Origin of the sequence: Variovorax sp. J2L1-78 (assembly GCF_030317205.1) — a bacterium.
GTDB classification, from domain to species: Bacteria; Pseudomonadota; Gammaproteobacteria; order Burkholderiales; family Burkholderiaceae_C; genus Variovorax; species Variovorax arabinosiphilus.
Window position 1 is genome coordinate 934760 of record NZ_JASZYB010000001.1, and the last position, 18979, is coordinate 953738.

Below are 18979 nucleotides of genomic sequence, written 5' to 3' on the forward strand. Positions count from 1 at the left end.
CCCCCGATGAGCACCCTTTCGACATCCTCTGCCTCCCACGAACTCGACATCCGCGGCCTCGGCAAGCGCTACACCCACGCGCAAGCCAGAAGCGGCGAGCTCCAGGTGCTCGAAGGCATCGACCTCAACGTGCCCGCGGGCCGCTTCGTGAGCATCGTGGGCGCCAGCGGCTGCGGCAAGTCGACGCTGTTGCGCCTCATCCTCGGGCTCGACAGCCAGTACGAGGGCCAGATCCTGCTCGGCGGCCAGCCCATCGCCGGCACCGGGCGCGAGCGAGGCATCGTCTTCCAGGACCACCGGCTCTTTCCCTGGCTCACGGTCGCGCAGAACATCGCCGTCGGCCTGCGCAATGCGCCCTTCACCGCCAAGGAGAAGGCCGAGCTGGTGGCCGAGCACGTGGCGCTGGTGGGTCTGAGTGGCTTCGAGCGCTCGTGGCCGCACGAGATTTCAGGCGGCATGGCGCAGCGCGTGGCCATTGCACGCGGGTTGGTCAACCGCCCGCGCGTGCTGCTGCTCGACGAACCCTTCGGCGCACTCGACGCGCTCACCCGCTCGCGCCTGCAGAACGAGCTGCAGCGCATCTGGCAGAAGGAACGGATCACGATGCTGCTGGTCACCCACGACGTGGAAGAGGCGGTGTTCCTCGGCGACCGCGTGGTGGTGATGCAGCCATCGCCGGGGCGCATCCGGCGCATCGTCGACGTCGACCTTCCCCATCCGCGCAACCGCAGCGATCCGGCCTTCATCGCCCTGCGCGACGACGTGTTGAGCGACTTCCTCGACGTCGACCACGATCGCGTGCCGCTCGCCGTGCAGCCGGCCGGCGCGGCCGACGCCGCCCCGCCGTGGCGGCTGCAGCTGGCGTGGTGATCGCCGCGATCCGTTCTCCTGCCTTCTTCCCTTCTCCCCCTTTTTCTCGAGGCATTCGACCCATGGCTTCATCCCCCCGGCAGTTCAAGCTCGGCGCCTTCCTCATGCAGACCGGCCATCACATCGCGGCCTGGCGCCACCCGGGGGCCCAGGCCGACGCCGGGGTCAACTTCCGCCACTACGTCGCGCTCGCGCAGAAGGCGGAGGCGGCCAAGTTCGACGCCATCTTCCTGGCCGATTCCGTCGGCGTACGCAACAGCGACTTGGCGTCTCTTTCGCGCACCGCACGCAGCGACCATTTCGAGCCGCTCACCTTGCTCGCCGCCATCGCGGCGCTCACCGAGCGCATCGGACTCATCGCCACGGTGTCGACGAGCTTCAACGAGCCTTTCAACGTGGCGCGCAAATTCGCCTCGCTCGACCAGATCAGCGGCGGGCGCTCGGGCTGGAACCTGGTGACCTCCAGCGGGACCGGCGAGGCGCAGAACTTCAACCGCGACACGCATTTCGAGCACGCGCTGCGCTACGAGCGTGCCGCGGAATTCCACGACGTGGTCACCGGCCTGTGGGACAGCTGGGAGGACGACAGCTTCGTGCGCGACAAGGAGAGCGGGCGCTATTTCGACGAGCACAAGCTGCACGTGCTCGGCCACAAGGGCAAACACTTCTCGGTGCGCGGTCCGCTGAACGTCGCCCGGTCGCCGCAGGGACGGCCGGTGGTGGTGCAGGCCGGCGCTTCCGAAGCCGGCCGCGACCTCGCCGCACGTACGGCCGAGGTCATCTTCGTCGCACACCAGACCTTCGACGAGGCGAAGTCCTTCTATGCCGACATCAAGGAACGGCTGCCGCGCCATGGCCGCCACCCCGACGACGTGAAGATCATGCCCGGCATCTTCCCGGTGGTCGGCCGCACGCAGGCGGAAGCCGAGGAGAAGTTCGAGCAGCTGCAGGCACTGGTGCATCCGGTGGTCGGCATCTCGCTGTTGTCGAACGTGATCGGGGGCTTCGACCTCTCCGGCCTGCCGGTCGACGGGCCGCTGCCCGTCCTGCCGGAGACGAACGGGCCCAAGAGCCGCCAACGCCTGCTGCTCGACCTGGCACGCCGCGAGAACCTCAGCATCCGCGAGCTCTACCTGCGCATCGCCGGCGCGCGCGGCCACCAGCAGGTGGTGGGCACGCCCGCCAGCATTGCCGACCAGTTGCAGCAATGGTTCGAGGAAGGCGGCGCCGACGGCTTCAACATCATGGCCCCGTGGTTCCCGGGCGGCCTGGACGACTTCATCGCGCTCGTGCTGCCGGAACTGCGACGGCGCGGCCTGTTCCGCACCGAGTACGAAGGTCGCACGCTGCGCGATCACCTGGGGCTGCGGCGGCCGGTGCATCCCGCGCGTGCGGCGCACGTGGAGCGCGAGGCACAGCCTGCCGCTGCCTGAGTGCGCACGAGCACGCGCTTCCAACACCACCACTTGCCCTTCCACACACCGCACACACGCCATGCTTTCTTCCCTGCTCGAGAAATTCAAGTTCGACCACCGGCTGCTCCACCTGGCGCTGGCCGCCCTGCCCTTCACGGCCATGGCGCAGACGAAGGCGCCCGCGCCGCTGGACGGCGGCACGCTGACCTATGCGGTGGTGCAGGAACCCACGTCGCTGGTCTCCTTCCTCGACACCAAGACCGACAACCGCAACGTGAGCGCCAAGGTCACCGAAGGCCTGCTGCGCTACGACGCGAAGTTCAACCCGCAGCCGCTGCTGGCGACCGCGTGGGAGGTGAGCGCGGATGGCCTGAAGTACAGCTTCAAGCTGCGCCCCGGCGTGAAATTCCACGACGGGCGCGACTTCACCGCCGAAGACGTGCGCTACGCGGTGCTGACGCAGAAGAAGCAGGGCCCGCGTGGGCGCATCACGCTGGCCAATGTGGAGCGTGTGGACGCACCCGACCCGCTCACCGCCGTGATCGTGCTGAGCAAGCCCGCGCCCTTCCTGCTGAAGGCACTGTCGTCGGCCGAGCTGCCGATCGTGCCGGCGCACCGCTACGCCGACGGCGAGCCGCTCGGCAGCCCCAACATCACGGCGCCCGTGGGCACCGGCCCCTTCGTGTTCGAGGAATGGGTGCGTGGCAGCCACCTGGTGCTGCGCAAGAACCCGAACTACTGGCGCAAGGGCTTTCCGCACCTGGACCGCGTGATCGTGAAGTTCATTCGCGATCCGGCCGCCCTCTCCACCGCGGTGGAGACTGGCGAAGTCGACGTGGCCCAGGGGGTCGCGCTGGCCGACCTGGAGCGTCTGGCCGCGAACCCGAAGCTCAAGGTGGACGACAGCTACGACGGCTTCCTGAACAACGCGTCCTTCCTGGAGTTCAACGTCGAGAACCCGGTGCTGGCGAAGCCCCAGGTACGCCACGCCATCGCGCAGGCCATCGACCGAAACTTCATCCGCAACACCATCTACTACAAGCGCACGGAGGTGGTGAATTCGCCCGTGCCGCGCGTGCTCGCCGACTACTACGACGACAGCACCTTCCACTACCCCTTCGACGTGGCGGCGGCCAACCGCCTGCTCGACGAAGCGGGCCAGCCCCGGCAGGCCAACGGCCAGCGCTTTTCGCTGCGGCTGAGCTACATCCCCGGCGCGGAGTTCAAGCGCACCACCGACTACCTGCGCTCGGCCCTGGCGCGCGTGGGCATCAAGGTCGAGGTGGTGGACGGCGACCTGCCCACCTTCTTAAAGCGCGTCTACACCACGCGCGACTTCGACATCAACATCAACGGCCTGGGCCGCCTGTTCGATCCGACGGTGGGCGTGCAGCGCTTCTACTGGGGCGACGGCGTGCGCAACCCGCTGATCTGGATCAACGGCGCGCGTTACGACAACCCGCAGGTCGACGCGCTGTTCCGCCAGGCGGCCGTGGAGGTCGATGCCGGCCGGCGCGCCGTGCAGTTCAAGCAGATCCAGCAGATCGTCGGGCGCGAGCTTCCGGTGCTGCCGCTGGTCACCGTGCCCTCCATCCACGTGCTCAACAAGCGCGTGCACGATTTCTACAACAGCATCGACCTGGCGGCCGGCGACCTGGCCGACGCATGGGTCGAACCGAAGAAGTGACCGCCATGACAACGCACGCCCTGCAACCCACCCTGTTGGATTCGCTGACCTTCGCGAGCGCACGCGCACAGGCCGAGGCGCTGGCCGCCGGCCGCGTGACGGCAGTCGAGCTGCTCGAGCACGTGCTGGCGCGCATCGACCGCTTCGACCGCGCCATCAACGCCGTGGTGGTGCGCAACGACGAGGCCGCCCGTGCGGCGGCCCGCGAAGCCGATGCCGCACTCGCGCGCGGCGAACGCCGGCCACTGCTGGGTGTGCCGATCACCGTGAAGGAATCCTTCGACGTGGCCGGCTTCGTCACCAGCAGCGGCAACCCGGACTATGCGGACAACGTGGCGGCGCAGGACGCCCTGGCCGTGGCTGCGCTGCGCAAAGCCGGCGCGGTGATCGTCGGCAAGAGCAACGTGCCGCTCGCCCTGGCCGACCTGCAGAGCTACAACGCGATCTACGGCGTGAGCAACAACCCATGGGACACCACGCGCACGCCGGGCGGCTCCTCGGGTGGCTCGACCGCGGCGCTGGCGGCGGGTTATGTGGCGCTGGAGCTGGGCACCGACATCGGCGGCTCGATCCGCATTCCGGCGCACTTCACCGGCGTGTATGGCCACAAGCCGACCGCGGGGCTGGTCGCGCTGGGTGGCACCGGTGTGCCGTCGGGCCGCCGGGCCGACCGCGACCTGACCGTCGCCGGCCCGCTGGCGCGCACTGCGGCCGACCTGGAACTCGCACTGGACCTGCTGCTCAACCTCGAGCCGCTGGCGGCGAAGGCCTGGAAGGCGAGCCTGCCGCCGGCACGCCACACGCAGCTCAAGGACTTCCGGGTGCTGGTGATCGACCAGTGGCCCGGCAACCCGCGCAGCCTGCACGAGGCGCTGGTGGTCGAGCGCGTGGTGGAGCGCCTGCGCACCCAGGGCGTGCAGGTGAGCCGTACAGCCGACGTGCCGGTGGGCCTGCTGCCCGACCTGGTGCTGCAGCACCGCGTGTACCGCAGCCTGCTGGGCTCGTCGCTGGCGGCGCCGCCGGCACTGAGCGAAGCGGCGCAGAAGCGGCTGGAAGCGCTGGCGCCCGACGACGACAGTGCCGACGCCGCCTTGCTGCGCGCGCCCACGCTGCGGCACAGCGAATGGCTCAAGGACAACGAGCGCCGCGTGGCGCTACGCCACCAGTGGGAACGCTTCTTCGACGCCTTCGACGTGGTCGTGACGCCGGTCGCGCCGTTGCCGGCTTTTGCCCACAACCACAGCGAGCCCAAGGACGCGCGCACCTACCCGGTCGCGTTCGAGGACGGCACGCGCGAGGTGCGCTTTCTTGATCTGTTCCATTGGGCCGGCCTGCCGGTGCTGCCTGGTCTGCCGGCCACGAGCTTTCCGGTCGGGCTCGACGCAGAAGGCCTGCCGGTGAGCGCGCAGGCGGTCGGGCCCTATCTCGAAGACCGGACGACCATCGCCTTCGCAGGCCTGCTCGAAGCGCTGTACGGCGGCTTCGTCGCGCCGCCAGGGTACGACACCGACCCCGCGTACGAAGCGTCACGGCCATGAGACCCGGCGCGCCGACGATTCACGCATTTGCTTATCCTGATTCCTGCTAAGCGGCGCAACGCCGGCGGCCTAAGATTTCGGGCTTGCCTCCAGGAACCCCATGTCTCTTCACACCGAAGCCGAGCGCGTGAGCCGTAGCGCCGCGCCCAGCGCCGCCGCCACGACCGCAGCCCCCTCCCCCGTCCCTTCGAATCCACACCCTGCACCGCGCCGCAACGCCGTGTCGGCTGCCGCCGATGCGGCTGAACTGTTCGCCCGCGCAGCCGTGCTGCTACCCGAGGTCGGCGCCGGCGCGGCCGCGCGCGAACAGGCGCGCGAGCTGCCCTATGCGCTGGTGCGACGCATCGCCGAAGCCGGCCTGCTGACCTTCCGCATCCCCAAGGCCTACGGTGGGCCGGGCGGGTCGGTGCACGACGTCATTCGCTTCGTGATCGACCTGTCGGCCGTCGACTCCAACATCGCGCAGGCGCTGCGGCCCAACTTCGGCACCGTCGAAAGCCTGCTGTTCTCCGGCAGCGAGGCGGAGCGCCGGCGCGGCTTCACGCGCCTGCTGGCTGGCGACATCTTCGGCAACGGCGGTCTCGAACGCGGTGGCGCCCACGGCGCCCTCAGCGCCCGCATCCGCCGCGACGGTGCGCAGTTCCGCGTGACCGGCACCAAGTACTACAGCACCGGCGCCCTGTACGCCGACTGGATCAGTTCCATCGCGCTCGACGACGAGGGCAAGGAGACCGCCTTCACCGTGCCGCGCGAGCGCGCGGGCGTGGAACTGATCGACGACTTCGACACCATCGGCCAGCGCCTGACGGCCAGCGGCACCACGCACTTTCACGACACGGTCGTCGAGGCCGACGAGATCCGGCCGAACTACATCCCGCGCGACCGGCGCAACCCTGTCTATCCCCTGTTCCAGCTGTTCCTGGCGGCGGTGGAAGCCGGCATCGCGCGCAACGCGCTGCACGACGCCGTGCAGTTTGCGCAGCAGCATGCACGGCCGATCCGGCACAGCAGCGCCAGCCGGTCGGTCGACGACCCGTACGTGCAGGAAACCGTGGGCCAGATCGCCTCGCAGGCCTACGCCGCCGAAGCCACCGTGCTGCGCGCCGCCGCCGCGATCGACGCTGCCTGGGCGGATGACCTGAGCAACGCCGCGCTAACCGAAGCCTCGGTGGCGGTGGCGCAGGCACAGTACTTCGCCGTGGAAGCAGCGCTGCGCGCCAGCGAGCTGGCCTTCGACGTCGGCGGCGCCTCGGCCACCGACCGCCGCCACAACATCGACCGCCACTGGCGCAATGCGCGCACGGTGGCCAACCACAACCCGCGGCAGTGGAAGGCGGCGGCTTCGGGGGCCTGGCATCTCAAGGGCGAAGGCCCACCGACGACCGGGTCGTTTTAACGGGCGCTGCCGCAGACGCGGCGACGATGAACGCGAACCCACGGAGAAACAGATGCAAGCACTGTCTGCGGCACGGCCGGAGACGTTTCGCTCGGTGCGCTTCGTCCTGACGGACATGGACGAGACGCTGACCCACCAAGGCAGGCTGTCCGCTGCAGCCTACGCTGCACTTGAGCGATTGCAGGCCAGCGGCATCACCGTCATTCCCGTCACCGCCGCGCCCGCCGGCTGGTGCGACCAGATGGCGCGAATGTGGCCTGTGGACGGCGTGATCGGCGAAAACGGGGGCTTGTTCTTTCGGCGTACGCCGGACGGGCATGGCGTGATGCGCACGTTCTGGCACGAGCCTGAACAAATGACGGCCATCCGTTCCCGGCTGGAGGCCATCAGCCTTGGCGTCCGCGAACGGGTGCACGAAGCCGTTCATGCCGACGATCAACCGTTCCGCCAGACCAGCCTGGCTTTCGCGCACCCCCAGCGCAAGGTGACCGCACAGCGCATGGTCGATGCACTGCGCGCAGAAGGAGCTGATGCCACCATCAACAACCTGTGGGTGCTCGGCTGGTTGGGCGGCTATGACAAGCTGGCGATGACGCGGCGTGTGATGGCGGAGATCTACGGTGTGGACATCGATGCGCAGCGCGATGCCGTGCTCTACGCCGGCGATTCGACCAATGACGCGCCGATGTTCGGCTTCTTCCGCCATACCGTGGGCATGAGCACCGTACGGGAGTACCTGAGCGAGATTCCCACGTGGCCCAACTGGATCGCTGCAGGTCCCGGCGGTGCTGGATTCGTCCAGACGGCCGAAGCGGTACTGGCCGGTCGGTAGGTCACCCGGCCCCCTTGCGCGACGTGGCCCGCCGGGCAGCGTGGAGGACTCTGAGCGAGAGATCCTCGCGACTACCTGTCGATGATGACCAGCGTCCCTTTGCTGCCCGGCGCCACTGCATGCGGTATGCCTGAGGGCACGATAAAGACCTCCCCGGCGTACACCTCGACGATGCGGCCGTGGATCTCGAGATGCATCTGCCCGTCGAGAACGAGCAACGCCTCGTCGAAGTCGTGGCACTCGGATGGATAGGCGGCGCCGTCCATGCGCAGCACCTTGACGTTGGCGCCGGCGGCACTTCCCACGATGGTCGACCGCCAGGCTTGCGGCAACGCCGTGGCGGTGCTCACCAAGTCGATCTTTCGGGGCATGTGCTCAGGCGGCCTTGCGCTGCTCCGCCCCGGGCACCGCTGCAATGAGGCTGCGCGTGTACGGGTGCTGCGGCCGCTCCCAGATGTCGCGATGGCTGCCGGTCTCGACGATCTGTCCCTTGTTCATCACCATCACCCGGTCGGCGATGTAGCGCACCACCGAGAGGTCGTGCGAGATGAAGAGGTACGACAGGCCGAAGTCCTCCTTCAGCTCCACCAGCAGGTTCAGGATCTGCGCCTGCACCGACACGTCGAGCGCCGACACCGGCTCGTCGAGCACGATCAGCGAAGGCCGCAGCACCAGTGCGCGTGCAATGCCGATGCGCTGGCGCTGCCCGCCCGAGAACTCGTTGGGGAAGCGTCGCCCCGCATCGGCCGGCAGGCCCACGCGCTCGAGCATGGCCGCGATGCGGTTGCGCCGCTCCACGCGGTCGGCCACACCGTGCACCTTGAGCACCGACTCGAGGATGTCGAACACGCTGCGCCGCGGGTTCAGCGACGCGTACGGGTCCTGGAACACCATCTGCACGCGGCGCCGCCACGGCTTGAGCGCCTTCTCGGACAGCGGCGCGATGTCGGTGCCGTCGAACACGATGCGGCCCGACGCCGGATTCACCAGGCGCAGCAGCGTGCGCGACAGCGTCGACTTGCCGCAGCCCGACTCGCCCACCAGCCCCACCGTCTCGCCCGCACGGATGTCGAAGGACACACCGTCCACCGCGTGCAGTACGCCACCACCGCGTTTCGGGTAGTCGGTGCGCAGGTCCTGCACCGACAGCAACGGCTCGCCAGCAGCGGCGCGCACGGGCAAGGCACGCACGGTCGAACTGGGCGCAGGCACATGCAGGGCAAAGTCGCGCACACCGGTCACCGGGTCGAGGCGCGTCTGGATCTCCGGCAGGCGCGCGTCGGCGTAGTGCAGCGCGCTGCCGGCGTGCAGCGACGCGCCCAGCAGGCCCCGGGTATAGGCATGCGACGGTGCGGCGAAGAGCTTCGACGTCGGCGCCTCCTCGACCTTCTCGCCGCCATACATCACGGCCACACGGTCGGCCCATTGGGACACGAGGCCCAGGTCGTGCGTGATGAGCAACAGCGCCATGTCCAACTCGCGGCGCAGGCCGTCGAGTAGTTCGAGAATCTGCGCCTGGATGGTCACATCGAGCGCGGTGGTCGGCTCGTCGGCCACCAGCAGGCGAGGCTTGCACGCCACGGCCATGGCGATCATCACCCGTTGGCGCTGGCCGCCCGAGAGGTTGTGCGGATGGTCGTCGATGCGCTGGTGCGGCTCGGGGATGCGCACGAGGTCGAGCAGTTCGATGGCGCGCTTGCGGGCGGCGAGGGCCGACAGCTTTTCGTGCCGGCGCAGGATCTCCTCGATCTGCGCGCCGATGGTGTGCACCGGGTTCAGCGAGGTCATCGGCTCCTGGAAGATCATCGCGATCTCACGGCCGCGCACGTCGCGTAGCTCGGCAGGCGACAGCGCGAGGATGTCGTGTCCGTCGAAGTGGATATTGCCGCGCAACACGGCACCGGGTGCAAGCAGCCGGAGCAACGCGAGTGCGGTGGTCGACTTGCCGCAGCCCGACTCGCCCACCAGCGCAAGCGTCTCGCCGCGCTGCAGCGTCAGGTCGAGACCGCGCACGGCCTGAATCGGGCCGCTCGATCCATGGAAGAAGACATCAAGGCCGCGCACCTCGAGCAGCGGTGCTGCGGGTTCGACTCGTTCGATCGTCATCTCAACGCCCCCTGAGCCGCGGGTTGAACGCATCGTTCAGTCCATCGCCCACGAGATTGAGCGCCAGCACTGTGAACACGATCGCCGCACCAGGCAACGCCGTGAGGTACCACGCCGTGCGCAGCAGCTCGCGCCCCTGCCCGATCATGCTGCCCCACGACACCGCATTCGGGTCGCCCATGCCGAGGAAGGACAGCGCCGACTCGATGAGGATGGCGCTCGCCACCAGCACCGAGGTAGTCACGATGACCGGCGGCAAGGCGTTGGGCAGCATCTCCTGGAAGATGATGCGTGCATGGCTAAAGCCCTGGCTTCGGGCCGCCAGCACGAACTCGGTTTCGCGCAGCGCCCTGAACTCGGCGCGCACCAGCCGCGCGATCACCGGCCACGACGCCAGACCAATGGCGAACACGATCACCGGCACCGAGGGTTGGCCGATGGCCACCACCACGATCACGAACAGGAACGACGGCATGGTCTGGAACAACTCGGTGATGCGCACCAGCACATCGTCGATGCGGCCGCCGAAGTAGCCGGCGGTGGCGCCCACGAGCACACCGATCACCAGGCTCAGCACGGCCGCCACCACGCCCACGGAGAGCGAGATGCGCGCGCCGTGCGCGATACCGGCAATCACGTCGCGGCCCAGCGAATCGCTGCCCAGCGGATAGGCAGCATCCTGGCCCGGCCACAGCAGCGGCGGCGCCACCATGTCGAGCGGGTCACCGGGATAAAGCCACGGCGCCAGCAACGCCAGCACGAGCATGAAAACGAGCAGCACGACGCCGGCCACGGCGGCCGGGTTGCGCAGAAAGGCGCGCAGCGCGGCATGTCGGCTGGAGACGGGCTTGGCGTCCACCGCGGCCTTCGCGGCAGGGACAGCCGGTGCAAGAGGTCCGGCCGGTGGTTCGGGGCGACGCGCCGCAGGCGGCGTCGGTGGATGTGCCGGCGGGTTCGCGAGCGCGGCATCGAGTGTGAAAGGTGTGGACATCGAAAGCTTTGAAAGCCCGGAATTTCGGAAAGAGGGAAGCGAAGGCGCGCTCAGCGCACCTGGATCCGCGGATCGAGCCACGCATGCAGCAGGTCTACCAGCATGTTGGCCACGATGACCAGCAGCGACGACATCAGCAGCACGCCCAGCAGCACCGTGTAGTCGCGCCCGGCCACCGAGTCGAAGGCCAGCCGGCCGAGACCGGGCCAGCTGAACACCGTCTCGACCACCACCGCGCCGCCCAGCAGCGTGCCGAAGTGCATGCCCGCCACGGTCGTCACCGGGATCAGCGCATTGCGCAGGATGTGGCGCAGGTTGATGCGCCACGGGTGCAGACCCTTGGCTTCGGCCGTGCGCACGAAATCCTGTCGCGCCACCTCGAGCATCGCGGCCCGCGTGAGGCGCGAGAAGATGGCGATGTAGAAGCCCGCCATGGCCATCGCCGGCAGCACCAGGTGCCGCGCCACGTCGATGGCATGCGTCCAGCCCGTGTAACCCGCGCCGATGCTTTCACTCCCGCCGGTGGGCAGCCAGCCCAGGTGTACCGAGAACAGCACGATCGCCATCAAGCCCAGCCAGAAGCCCGGCGTGGAATACAAGAGCAGCGCCGCCACCGAGAGCGTGCGGTCCTGCCAACGGCCGACGCGCGTGGCCATGAAGGTGCCCGCCGCGATGCCGATGGCCAGCGCGAAGGCCAGCGCCGTGAGCATCAGCAGCAGCGTGTTGCCCAGCCGCGCGCCGATCAGGGCAGTCACCGGCATGTTGTAGCGCGGCGAGACCCCGAGGCTCAAATGCGCCAGGTTGTTCAGGTAGGCGCCCAGTTGATGCAGCACCGGCAGGTCGAGCCCGAAGTGCGTGCGCAACTGCGCCATGCTTTCCGCGGTGGCCGAGCCCGATTCGGCCGCGACCACGTCGGCGGCGTCGCCCGGGATCCACTGCATCAGCAGGAAATTGAGCAGGATCACGCCGATGACGGTCGGCACTGCCTGCCACGCGGTGCGCACCAGCGTGCGGCTTGCGCTGCGCAGGTTCACGACGCCGCCGTCTCGCGCGGCGCGACCAGGCGGATGCCCACGTCGCCTTCGCGCGCCAACTGCGCCACCAGGCCGATCTCCCAGTCGAGGTACTGCTGGAAGCCGGCGTCGCGCTGGGCCACGTCGGCATGCGCGTAGGGGCTGTACCAGTGGTCGTCGTCGCCGGTCAGCACGCCCTCCGCACCGGTCGCGGTGGGCAGCCGGGCGGCGATCCAGGCCTGGGTGCCGCCCGCGAGGGCGCGCACCGTGCGGCCAGTACGGGCTGCGAGCTCGGCCGCCGCCGTGCGCGCGAGCACGCCGTCGGACGAGGTGAGCACGATGAGCTGCGACGCAGGCAGGTCGGCCGTGAATTCCTGGAGCCGGTCGGGCACCGCGAAGCGTGCGCCTGCGACATGCCGTCGCTCGAAAGCCGCGCGGCGCTCCACGTCGAACACCACCGCCGTGCCGGCTTCCAGCGCCGCGGCCGCCTCGCGCAGCGCGATGTCCGGGGTGAAGGCACGCAGCGACAGCACGCGCACGGGTTCGGGCCCGAGCACCAGCAACGGCAAGGCGGGCGGCGACAGCACGAACACCTCGTGCCCGCCCAGTTGCGCGAGCCATGCACCGGTGGTCAGCGCACGCACGCCGTCCCAGTCGGCCAGCACGATGCGCGCACGCCGCGTGCCCACGTATTCGTCGGTGGCCTGCACCAGCTGGCCGCCGGGCGCCCAGCGCCAGCCTTCCAGGTGGCCGGCCTCATATTCCTGGCGGGTGCGCACGTCGAAGCGGTAGAGCGAGCGCTCGTCGGACTCGGCCTCGAAGCGCGCGAGCGTGGCCGCGTCGATGCGGCGCACGCCGGCGCGTGCGGCCACGTCCTCGGCCCGTGCGCGCGCGCTCTTGCGCGTCGCCTCGCCCGGCTCGGGCAGCGGCGCGGCGCGGCCATGGGCCAGCTCGCGCCCCGCCAGCAGCCAAGCCATGGTGCCGTCCTTCAACGACACCACCGGGTTCGGAATGCCCGCGTCGATGAGCGTCTGGGCGCCCACGATGCTGCGCGTGCGACCGGCACAGTTCACCACCACGAGCGTCTCGGGCCGCGGCGCGAGTTCCTGGATGCGGTAGACCAGTTCGGCGCCCGGCAGGCTGTGGGCGAACGGCAGGCTGAAGTCGGCGAATTCCTCCGGCGTGCGGCTGTCGACCACCACGATGTCGTCGCCGCGCTCCACGCGTTCGTGCAGCTCGTCGACCGAGATCCACGGCGTGTGCTTCTCGTGCTCGATGACCTCGCCGAAGGCCTTGCTCGGCACGTTGCTGCCGCTGAAGAGTTCGTAGCCCGCGGCGGCCCAGCCTTCGGTACCGCCCGCCAGCACCGACACGTTGCGCCAGCCCAGGCGCACCAGCTTGGCGGCGGCTTCATGGGCCAGCGATTCGTCGGCGTCGGCCAGCACGATGCGGGTGCTGCGGCGCGGCACCAGGCGGTCGATCTGCACCTCCAGCCGCCACAGCGGCGCCGAGGCGGCCAGTAGGATGTGGCGGCGCACGAAGACGCCGGTCTCGCGCACGTCGAGCAGCGCGATCTCCTCGCCGTCGGCCAGCGCCGCCTTCAGCGCCTGTGGCGTGATGGCCGGGTGGCGAATGGTCTTCGGTGGCGCGAAGTGGCGGAAACTGCCACCCGCTGTGCCTTCGAAGACCACGCGCTTGTCGAGGCGTTCGAGCGCGCGGCCGTAGAAGTGCAGATGGCGGCCGTCCTGGCCGCCGATGAGTTCGATGGTGTGCACGTCGTCCGGCAGCAGCACCACGGCGCTGCCCGAGGCCACGTCGACGGTGCCGGTGGGCACCAGCGCGTCGCGCGACGCGTCGGCGGTCTTTTCGCGGCGGTAGAGCACGTTGCGCTCGTTGCCTTCCACCCCGGCGATCACCGCCCAGGTCGTGTGGTCGTGCGGCGGCTGGGCCTTGCCCGCGAGGCCGGCCGACAGGTACAGCGCCAAGCCGCCGTCGGCGTCCTCCGCCAGACGGTAGACCTGTGCGGGGCGGGTCGCATCGACGGGGAAATGGGCGGCCGGGAACAGCGCCCTTTGCTGGCCGAGTGCGATCAGCGCGTCGGCCACGGTCTGCAGGGCGCGCTTGTCCGCAGCGCCAGCGAGCAGACCGCGCGCCTGCGCCAGGAAGGCGTCGATGGCGCGCGCACGGGCGCTGGCAATGTCGTTGCCCGCGGTGTCCACGGGGAGGTCGGTGAGGCTCATGGGGAGGAACTTTCTGGGGGCAGGAAGGCGATTCGATGGTCAGGCTAAGCCGGGGGGCGCGCGCACCCAACGAAGTTTTTCGTTGACGCATATCCGAATTGCTTCGTTGGAGGCCGGCGGTACCGCTCCTAGATTGGCGTCCACATGACGACACACTTCCCCCTCCTTGCCCCGCGCCGCGCCATGTTGGGCGCGCTGACCCTCGCTTTCACCGGTTTCGGTGCCCTCCTGCCTCTGGCGCACGCCGACGACGACGCGGCCGGCTTTCCGTCGAAGCCGGTGCACATCGTGGTGCCCGTGGCGACAGGCGGCAGCGCCGACAAGCTCACCCGGCTGATCGCGCAGGGCCTGACCGAACGCTGGGGCCAGTCGGTGGTGGTCGAGAACCTGGCCGGCGCCAGCGGCACCATCGGCGCGGCCCGGGTGGCCAAGGCGCCCGCCGATGGCTACACGCTGCTGCAGCAGGGCGAAGGCCTGACGCTCAACGGCATTCTTTTCGACCGCCTGCCCTACGACGGCCAGAAGGCCTTCACGCCGGTCATCCAGGCGGTGGTGAACCCGCAGATCCTGGTGGTCAATCCCAAGACCGGCATCGCCGATTTCCGCAGCTACCTGGCACGTGCCAAGGCGCAGCCACAGTCGATCAGCCTGGGCCTGCCCGGCAACGGCGGCATCGCCCATGTCGCGCACGAGATGATCGCGCAGGACACCGGGGCGCAGGTCAACTACATCCCCTACTCCGGCGGTGGTCCGGCCACGGTGGACGTGCTGGCCGGCCATGTGGACGCCACGCTGATCACGCTCGCGGCCGTGACCGACCATGTGCGCGCCGGCAAGCTGCGTGCGCTGGCCGTGACCACCGCCTACCGATCAAGCGCGCTGCCCAACGTGCCGACCATGGCCGAGGCCGGCCTGCCCGGCTTCTCGGTGGAAAGCTGGCAAGGCTACTTCGCGCCCGCCGGCACACCCGCCGCGGTGGTGGCAAAGATCAACCGCGACATCCAGGCCGTGATCTCCACGCCCGAGACCCGCGCCAAGCTCGAGGACATGGGCTTCAAGGTGACCGGCGGCACGCCCGCGGACCTGGCCCGCACGCTGGCCGGCGAGCGCCTGCGCTACGCCAAGGCCATCCAGACGGCGGGCATCGCCCTGCGCTGATGCCCGCCCTGCAGCGGCCGGCTCAGGCTGCGAGCCGCTGCGTGCCCGGCCGCCAGACGGCACCGGCATAGAGTTCCTCGCCGAAATCCGCCGGCACGTCGGCGCGCGTGCGTGCCTCGTGCAGCGCGAGGTCGGCCAGCAGCAGGTCTTCGCTGATGCGCCGCACCACCGCGGGCACATACCCACGGATGCTCGGCACGTCGCCCAGCGGCAGGCCGGTGCTGGCGAAGCCACCGGGGTTGTAGGTGTGGATGTCGCGCAGCCAGGGCGCGGTGCCCGGGATCTTCTCGATGTATTCAAGGCCGGCGCCGAGATAAGGCGCCGCGCCCAGTTCATCGTCGCGTTCGTCCGCAGGCGGCTGGAAGCGGTCGCGCCAGCGCAGCACCAGGTCGGCGATGCCGGCCAGTTCGGGCCGTTGCGACAGCTCGTGTGTGTAGCCGGTGCCGGCGATCACGAAGTCGAAGTGGAAGCGCTGGTCATGCACCGAGGCCACCACCTGCCCGGCCTGCACCTGCGCGCCTTGCCACGGCGCGCCCAGGTGCAGGTGGAAGTTGGGAAAGCGCAGCACGCGCTGCACCGAGTCCGGCGGCGGGGTGGTGCCCAGGCGGCGGTAGCGCGCCGCATGGTGCCAGCGCGTGGCATCGGGCAGCGACAGGTAGTTGTCGTAGAAGCCGGGGTAGCCGCGCACGCGCGCCACCGGCGTGGCGGGTATCTTGTCGCGGCGTACGAACAGGTGCACGGCGGCGGCCCCGCTCTCGAGCGCCACCGCAGCGGCGTCGAAGGCCGATGCCGCGCCGCCGACGACGGCCACGGTCTTGCCCGCCAGCGCCGTGAAGTCGATCGCATGGCCGGTATGGGCCGCCAGGCCCTGGCTCAGGGCCGCCGACAGCGGTTCGGGAACGAAAGGCGCGCCGCTGCCGGCCACGCCATTGGCGAAGATCAGCTTGCGCGCCGTCTCCACGCGCTCGACGCCGTCCACGTCCAGATGCAGCCGGAAGTGCGGCACCGCACCACCGGTGACTGGCGCGAAGCGCACGAGCCGCGTGCCGTAGCGCACCGCGGTGCCGGTGATGCCGCGGAACCAGTCGAGGTACTCGGCCCAGTCGGTGCGCGCGATGCGGTCGATGGCCGCATAGGCCGCCTGTCCGTGGCGCGATTCGTACCAGGCCTGGAAGCCCAGCGCCGACACCGGACCTTCGGGGCCGACCAGGTGCTTGAGCGTGCGCAGCTTGTGCATGCGGGCACGCGTGCGCCATACGCCCGCCTGCGAAGCGCCCCCGGCCGCGTCGATCACGGCGACACCGCCGATGCCCGCGCGCTGCAGCGCGAAGGCGAAGGCGCTGCCGGTCTGGCCGGCACCGACGACGAGCACGTTGTGGTCGACGCCTTCGTGCGCAGGCACCCAGTTGGCGGGTGCGGGCCCCAGCAGGCGCAGCGCTTCGTGCGCGAAATGGTCAGGGGTCGAAGGGGACGGGGAAGTCATGGGATGGCTCGAGGAAGAGAGACGACAGGGATCGGCCGCTGGCGCTCAGGCCAGCTTGCGCAGCGCACCGTCGCGGCGTGCCGCGCCTTCGCGCAGCAGCGGCACCAGTGCCCGGCCATAGTCCTGCGCGTCGGTACGCGGGTCGAAGCCGCGGAACAGGAAGTTGCTCACGCCCACGTCGTAGTAGGCGAGCAAGGCCTCGGCCACCTGTTCGGGCGTGCCGACGATGGCCGTAGTGTTGCCGGGCGCGTTGGTGGCCGCGGCCACGCCCATGAAGAGGCGCTGGTCGAGCACCTCGCCCTGCTTGACCAGCGCAAGCAGGCGGCGCGAGCCTTCGTTCTCCGCGGCCTCCGCGGGAAGGCTCACGCCACCGAACACCTTCGACTTGCCGCTCCACAGGCCCACCTCGCGCGTGGTCTCGGCGATCTCGCGGGCCTTCTTCCAGGCGGCTTCCTCGGTATCGGCCACGATGGCGCGAATCGAGATGCTGAAGCGCGGCGTCCGCCCGTGGCGCGCCGCCGCCGTGCGCACGCGCGACACCAGCTCACGCGTGCCGTCCAGCGTCTCGCCCCACAGCGCATACAGGTCGGCGTGTTTCGCGGCCACTTCGATGGCCGGGTCCGAGGCGCCGCCGAAGGACACGGGAATGTGCGGCTTCTGCAGGGGCTTGAGTTCGGAGAAGGCGGCGGCGAAGCGGTAGTGCGCGCCCGCGTGGTCGATAGGCGTGTCGCTGGTCCAGATGCGGCGCAGGATCTCGAGGTACTCGTCGGTGCGTGCATAGCGCGCGTCGTGCGTGAGGTAGTCGCCGTCACGCTGCTGCTCGGCATCGCGCCCGCCGGTGATGATGTGCACGCGCAGCCGCCCGCCCGTGAAGTGGTCGAGCGTGGCAAGCTTGCGCGCCGCCAGCGTGGGCGACACGAAGCCCGGCCGGTGCGCCAGCAGGAAGATCAGCCGCTGCGTGGCGCCGGCAGCGCGCGCCGCCGTCAGGAAATTGTCGGCCCAGCCCGCGTTGTGCGGCAGCAGCACGCCGTCGAAGCCCGCCGCTTCATGGGCGCGGGCCGTGCCTTCGATATGCGGGATGTCGAAGGCCGGGCCCTCGGCCGGAATGGTCTCCGAGAACAGGCGTGGGTACAGGGTGCCGTAGAGCTCGATGGTCATGGATTTCCTTTTTGCGGCGAAGCGTGCTCAGGCCGTGATGCCGGCGGCCCGGATCACGCGGTTGTTGACATCGATCTCGGCCTTGAGCAGGGCGGCGATCTGCGGCAGGGACAGCGGCTGGATCTCCACGCCCAGCGCCTTGAGTTCGGCCACCGTGTCCGCGTCGCGCGCGAGCTCGACGAACTGCCGGTGCAGTTGCTCGACCACGCCCGCCGACGTCTTGGCGGGCACCGCCGCCAGGAAGAAGTTGGTCGCCTCCCAGCCAGGCACGCCAGCGGCCTCGATGGACGGGACGCCCGGCAGGTCGGGCGACACGGTGGCGCCCGAGTAGGCCAGCGCGCGCAGCTTGCCGGCGCGCACATGCTGCGCGGCCAGCGGGTCGAGCACCAGTTGCACATGGCCCGCGACCGCGTCGTTCAACGCAGGCGCCGAGCCGCGGTACGGCACATGCACGATGTCGATGCCGGTGCGAAGCCGCAGGTACTCGCCCGCGATGTGGCCACCGGTGCCGTTGCCTGCGGTGCCGTAGTTGATCTTGCGCGGGTTCTTCTTCGCGTACGCGATCAACTCGGCCAGCGTGGTCGCAGGCACCGAGGGATGCACGGCGAACACGAAGCGGGTGTGGCCGAGAAAGCCCACAGGTACCAGGTCGGCCAGCGGGTCGTAGGGCGCGCCGAGCACCTGCGGCGCCGAACTGAGGTTACCGCTCGATGCATTGAGCACCGTGTAGCCGTCGGCGGCCGCCTGCACCACGAACTGCGTGCCGATGGTGCCCCCCGCACCGCTGCGGTTGTCGACGACCACTGGCTGCGAGAAGTTCGCGGCCAGCTTGCGGCTCACGATGCGCGCCACCAGATCGTTGGTGCCACCGGGCGGGTAAGGCGAGACGTAGTGCAGCTGTCGGGCCGGGAAGGCCTCCGCCCACGCGCGTGCGGGAACCAGCCCGGTCACGGCGGCCGCGCCAGCAAGCGTTGCACCGGCAAAGTGCCGGCGGGAGAAGGTGGTCATTGGCGGAGATCCAGTTCGGAAAGCTTTCACGCAGCATCAGCAGCGGCACGAGGCTTTTCCTATGTCCGAAGCCGCCAAGCCGCT

Annotated in this window: 15 protein-coding genes; 7 read left to right on the top strand and 8 right to left on the bottom strand. The window is 69.7% G+C overall.

Annotated features, from left to right (window positions below):
* Window positions 1–6 precede the first annotated feature (6 nt).
* From QTH86_RS04525 to QTH86_RS04550, 6 genes are all read left to right on the top strand, one after another.
* Entirely contained in the window at window positions 7–870 is an 864-nt protein-coding gene (locus QTH86_RS04525; protein WP_286645855.1) for an ABC transporter ATP-binding protein, read from the top strand.
* Between the two features lie 62 nt (window positions 871–932).
* On the top strand, window positions 933–2303 hold the full coding sequence (locus QTH86_RS04530; protein WP_286645854.1) for an LLM class flavin-dependent oxidoreductase: 1371 nt from the start codon (window positions 933–935) through the stop codon (window positions 2301–2303).
* Window positions 2304–2364: 61 nt separating this feature from the next.
* A complete protein-coding gene (locus QTH86_RS04535; protein WP_286645853.1) occupies window positions 2365–3972 on the top strand; it encodes an ABC transporter substrate-binding protein in 1608 nt (535 codons plus the stop codon).
* A gap of 5 nt (window positions 3973–3977) precedes the next feature.
* Complete coding sequence (locus QTH86_RS04540; RefSeq protein ID WP_286645852.1) at window positions 3978–5510, top strand: amidase; 1533 nt, start codon at window positions 3978–3980, stop codon at window positions 5508–5510.
* 100 nt (window positions 5511–5610) lie between these two features.
* Window positions 5611–6906: an acyl-CoA dehydrogenase family protein gene (locus QTH86_RS04545; RefSeq protein WP_286645851.1), complete on the top strand. Its 1296-nt coding sequence runs from the start codon at window positions 5611–5613 to the stop codon at window positions 6904–6906.
* Window positions 6907–6958: 52 nt separating this feature from the next.
* On the top strand, window positions 6959–7738 hold the full coding sequence (locus QTH86_RS04550; RefSeq protein WP_286645850.1) for an HAD-IIB family hydrolase: 780 nt from the start codon (window positions 6959–6961) through the stop codon (window positions 7736–7738).
* A 71-nt stretch (window positions 7739–7809) separates the two neighbouring features.
* On the opposite strand, the gene QTH86_RS04555 is transcribed toward QTH86_RS04550, so the two are convergent.
* The 5 genes from QTH86_RS04555 to QTH86_RS04575 are packed head-to-tail and all read right to left on the bottom strand — an operon-like array spanning window position 7810 to window position 14088.
* Complete coding sequence (locus QTH86_RS04555; protein WP_444813577.1) at window positions 7810–8088, bottom strand: cupin domain-containing protein; 279 nt, start codon at window positions 8086–8088, stop codon at window positions 7810–7812.
* Between the two features lie 25 nt (window positions 8089–8113).
* Window positions 8114–9844: an ABC transporter ATP-binding protein gene (locus QTH86_RS04560; protein WP_286645848.1), complete on the bottom strand. Its 1731-nt coding sequence runs from the start codon at window positions 9842–9844 to the stop codon at window positions 8114–8116.
* 1 nt (window position 9845) lies between these two features.
* Window positions 9846–10835, bottom strand: a complete 990-nt coding sequence (locus QTH86_RS04565) for an ABC transporter permease (protein WP_286645847.1) — start codon at window positions 10833–10835, stop codon at window positions 9846–9848.
* A 50-nt stretch (window positions 10836–10885) separates the two neighbouring features.
* Window positions 10886–11869 (bottom strand): ABC transporter permease, encoded by a 984-nt coding sequence (locus QTH86_RS04570; RefSeq protein ID WP_286645846.1) that lies wholly within the window; start codon window positions 11867–11869, stop codon window positions 10886–10888.
* A complete protein-coding gene (locus tag QTH86_RS04575; protein ID WP_286645845.1) occupies window positions 11866–14088 on the bottom strand; it encodes a rhodanese-like domain-containing protein in 2223 nt (740 codons plus the stop codon). The genes QTH86_RS04570 and QTH86_RS04575 overlap by 4 nt, the downstream gene beginning before the upstream one ends.
* Window positions 14089–14271: 183 nt before the next feature.
* Here QTH86_RS04575 and QTH86_RS04580 point away from each other — a divergent pair, with 183 nt between their 5' ends.
* Window positions 14272–15246, top strand: a complete 975-nt coding sequence (locus QTH86_RS04580; protein WP_286646764.1) for a tripartite tricarboxylate transporter substrate binding protein — start codon at window positions 14272–14274, stop codon at window positions 15244–15246.
* A 22-nt stretch (window positions 15247–15268) separates the two neighbouring features.
* On the opposite strand, the gene QTH86_RS04585 is transcribed toward QTH86_RS04580, so the two are convergent.
* Genes QTH86_RS04585 through QTH86_RS04595 form a run of 3 tightly spaced genes read right to left on the bottom strand, consistent with a single transcriptional unit; the run spans window position 15269 to window position 18895 of the window.
* Window positions 15269–16729 carry a SidA/IucD/PvdA family monooxygenase gene (locus QTH86_RS04585; RefSeq protein ID WP_286645844.1) on the bottom strand — a complete coding sequence of 487 codons (1461 nt, stop codon included), beginning with the start codon at window positions 16727–16729 and terminating at the stop codon, window positions 15269–15271.
* 45 nt (window positions 16730–16774) lie between these two features.
* Complete coding sequence (locus tag QTH86_RS04590; protein ID WP_286645843.1) at window positions 16775–17887, bottom strand: LLM class flavin-dependent oxidoreductase; 1113 nt, start codon at window positions 17885–17887, stop codon at window positions 16775–16777.
* 27 nt (window positions 17888–17914) lie between these two features.
* A complete protein-coding gene (locus QTH86_RS04595) occupies window positions 17915–18895 on the bottom strand; it encodes a Bug family tripartite tricarboxylate transporter substrate binding protein (RefSeq protein ID WP_286645842.1) in 981 nt (326 codons plus the stop codon).
* Between the last annotated feature and the right edge of the window lie 84 nt (window positions 18896–18979).

Excerpts from the sequence above, each read along its gene's own strand:
- QTH86_RS04525 (WP_286645855.1), top strand. The coding sequence starts at position 7 with ATGAGCACCCTTTCGACATCCTCTGCCTCCCACGAACTCGACATCCGC.
- QTH86_RS04530 (WP_286645854.1), top strand. The coding sequence starts at position 933 with ATGGCTTCATCCCCCCGGCAGTTCAAGCTCGGCGCCTTCCTCATGCAG.
- QTH86_RS04535 (WP_286645853.1), top strand. The coding sequence starts at position 2,365 with ATGCTTTCTTCCCTGCTCGAGAAATTCAAGTTCGACCACCGGCTGCTC.
- QTH86_RS04540 (WP_286645852.1), top strand. The coding sequence starts at position 3,978 with ATGACAACGCACGCCCTGCAACCCACCCTGTTGGATTCGCTGACCTTC.
- QTH86_RS04545 (WP_286645851.1), top strand. The coding sequence starts at position 5,611 with ATGTCTCTTCACACCGAAGCCGAGCGCGTGAGCCGTAGCGCCGCGCCC.
- QTH86_RS04550 (WP_286645850.1), top strand. The coding sequence starts at position 6,959 with ATGCAAGCACTGTCTGCGGCACGGCCGGAGACGTTTCGCTCGGTGCGC.
- QTH86_RS04560 (WP_286645848.1), bottom strand. The coding sequence starts at position 9,844 with ATGACGATCGAACGAGTCGAACCCGCAGCACCGCTGCTCGAGGTGCGC.
- QTH86_RS04565 (WP_286645847.1), bottom strand. The coding sequence starts at position 10,835 with ATGTCCACACCTTTCACACTCGATGCCGCGCTCGCGAACCCGCCGGCA.
- QTH86_RS04575 (WP_286645845.1), bottom strand. The coding sequence starts at position 14,088 with ATGAGCCTCACCGACCTCCCCGTGGACACCGCGGGCAACGACATTGCC.
- QTH86_RS04580 (WP_286646764.1), top strand. The coding sequence starts at position 14,272 with ATGTTGGGCGCGCTGACCCTCGCTTTCACCGGTTTCGGTGCCCTCCTG.
- QTH86_RS04585 (WP_286645844.1), bottom strand. The coding sequence starts at position 16,729 with ATGACTTCCCCGTCCCCTTCGACCCCTGACCATTTCGCGCACGAAGCG.
- QTH86_RS04590 (WP_286645843.1), bottom strand. The coding sequence starts at position 17,887 with ATGACCATCGAGCTCTACGGCACCCTGTACCCACGCCTGTTCTCGGAG.
- QTH86_RS04595 (WP_286645842.1), bottom strand. The coding sequence starts at position 18,895 with ATGACCACCTTCTCCCGCCGGCACTTTGCCGGTGCAACGCTTGCTGGC.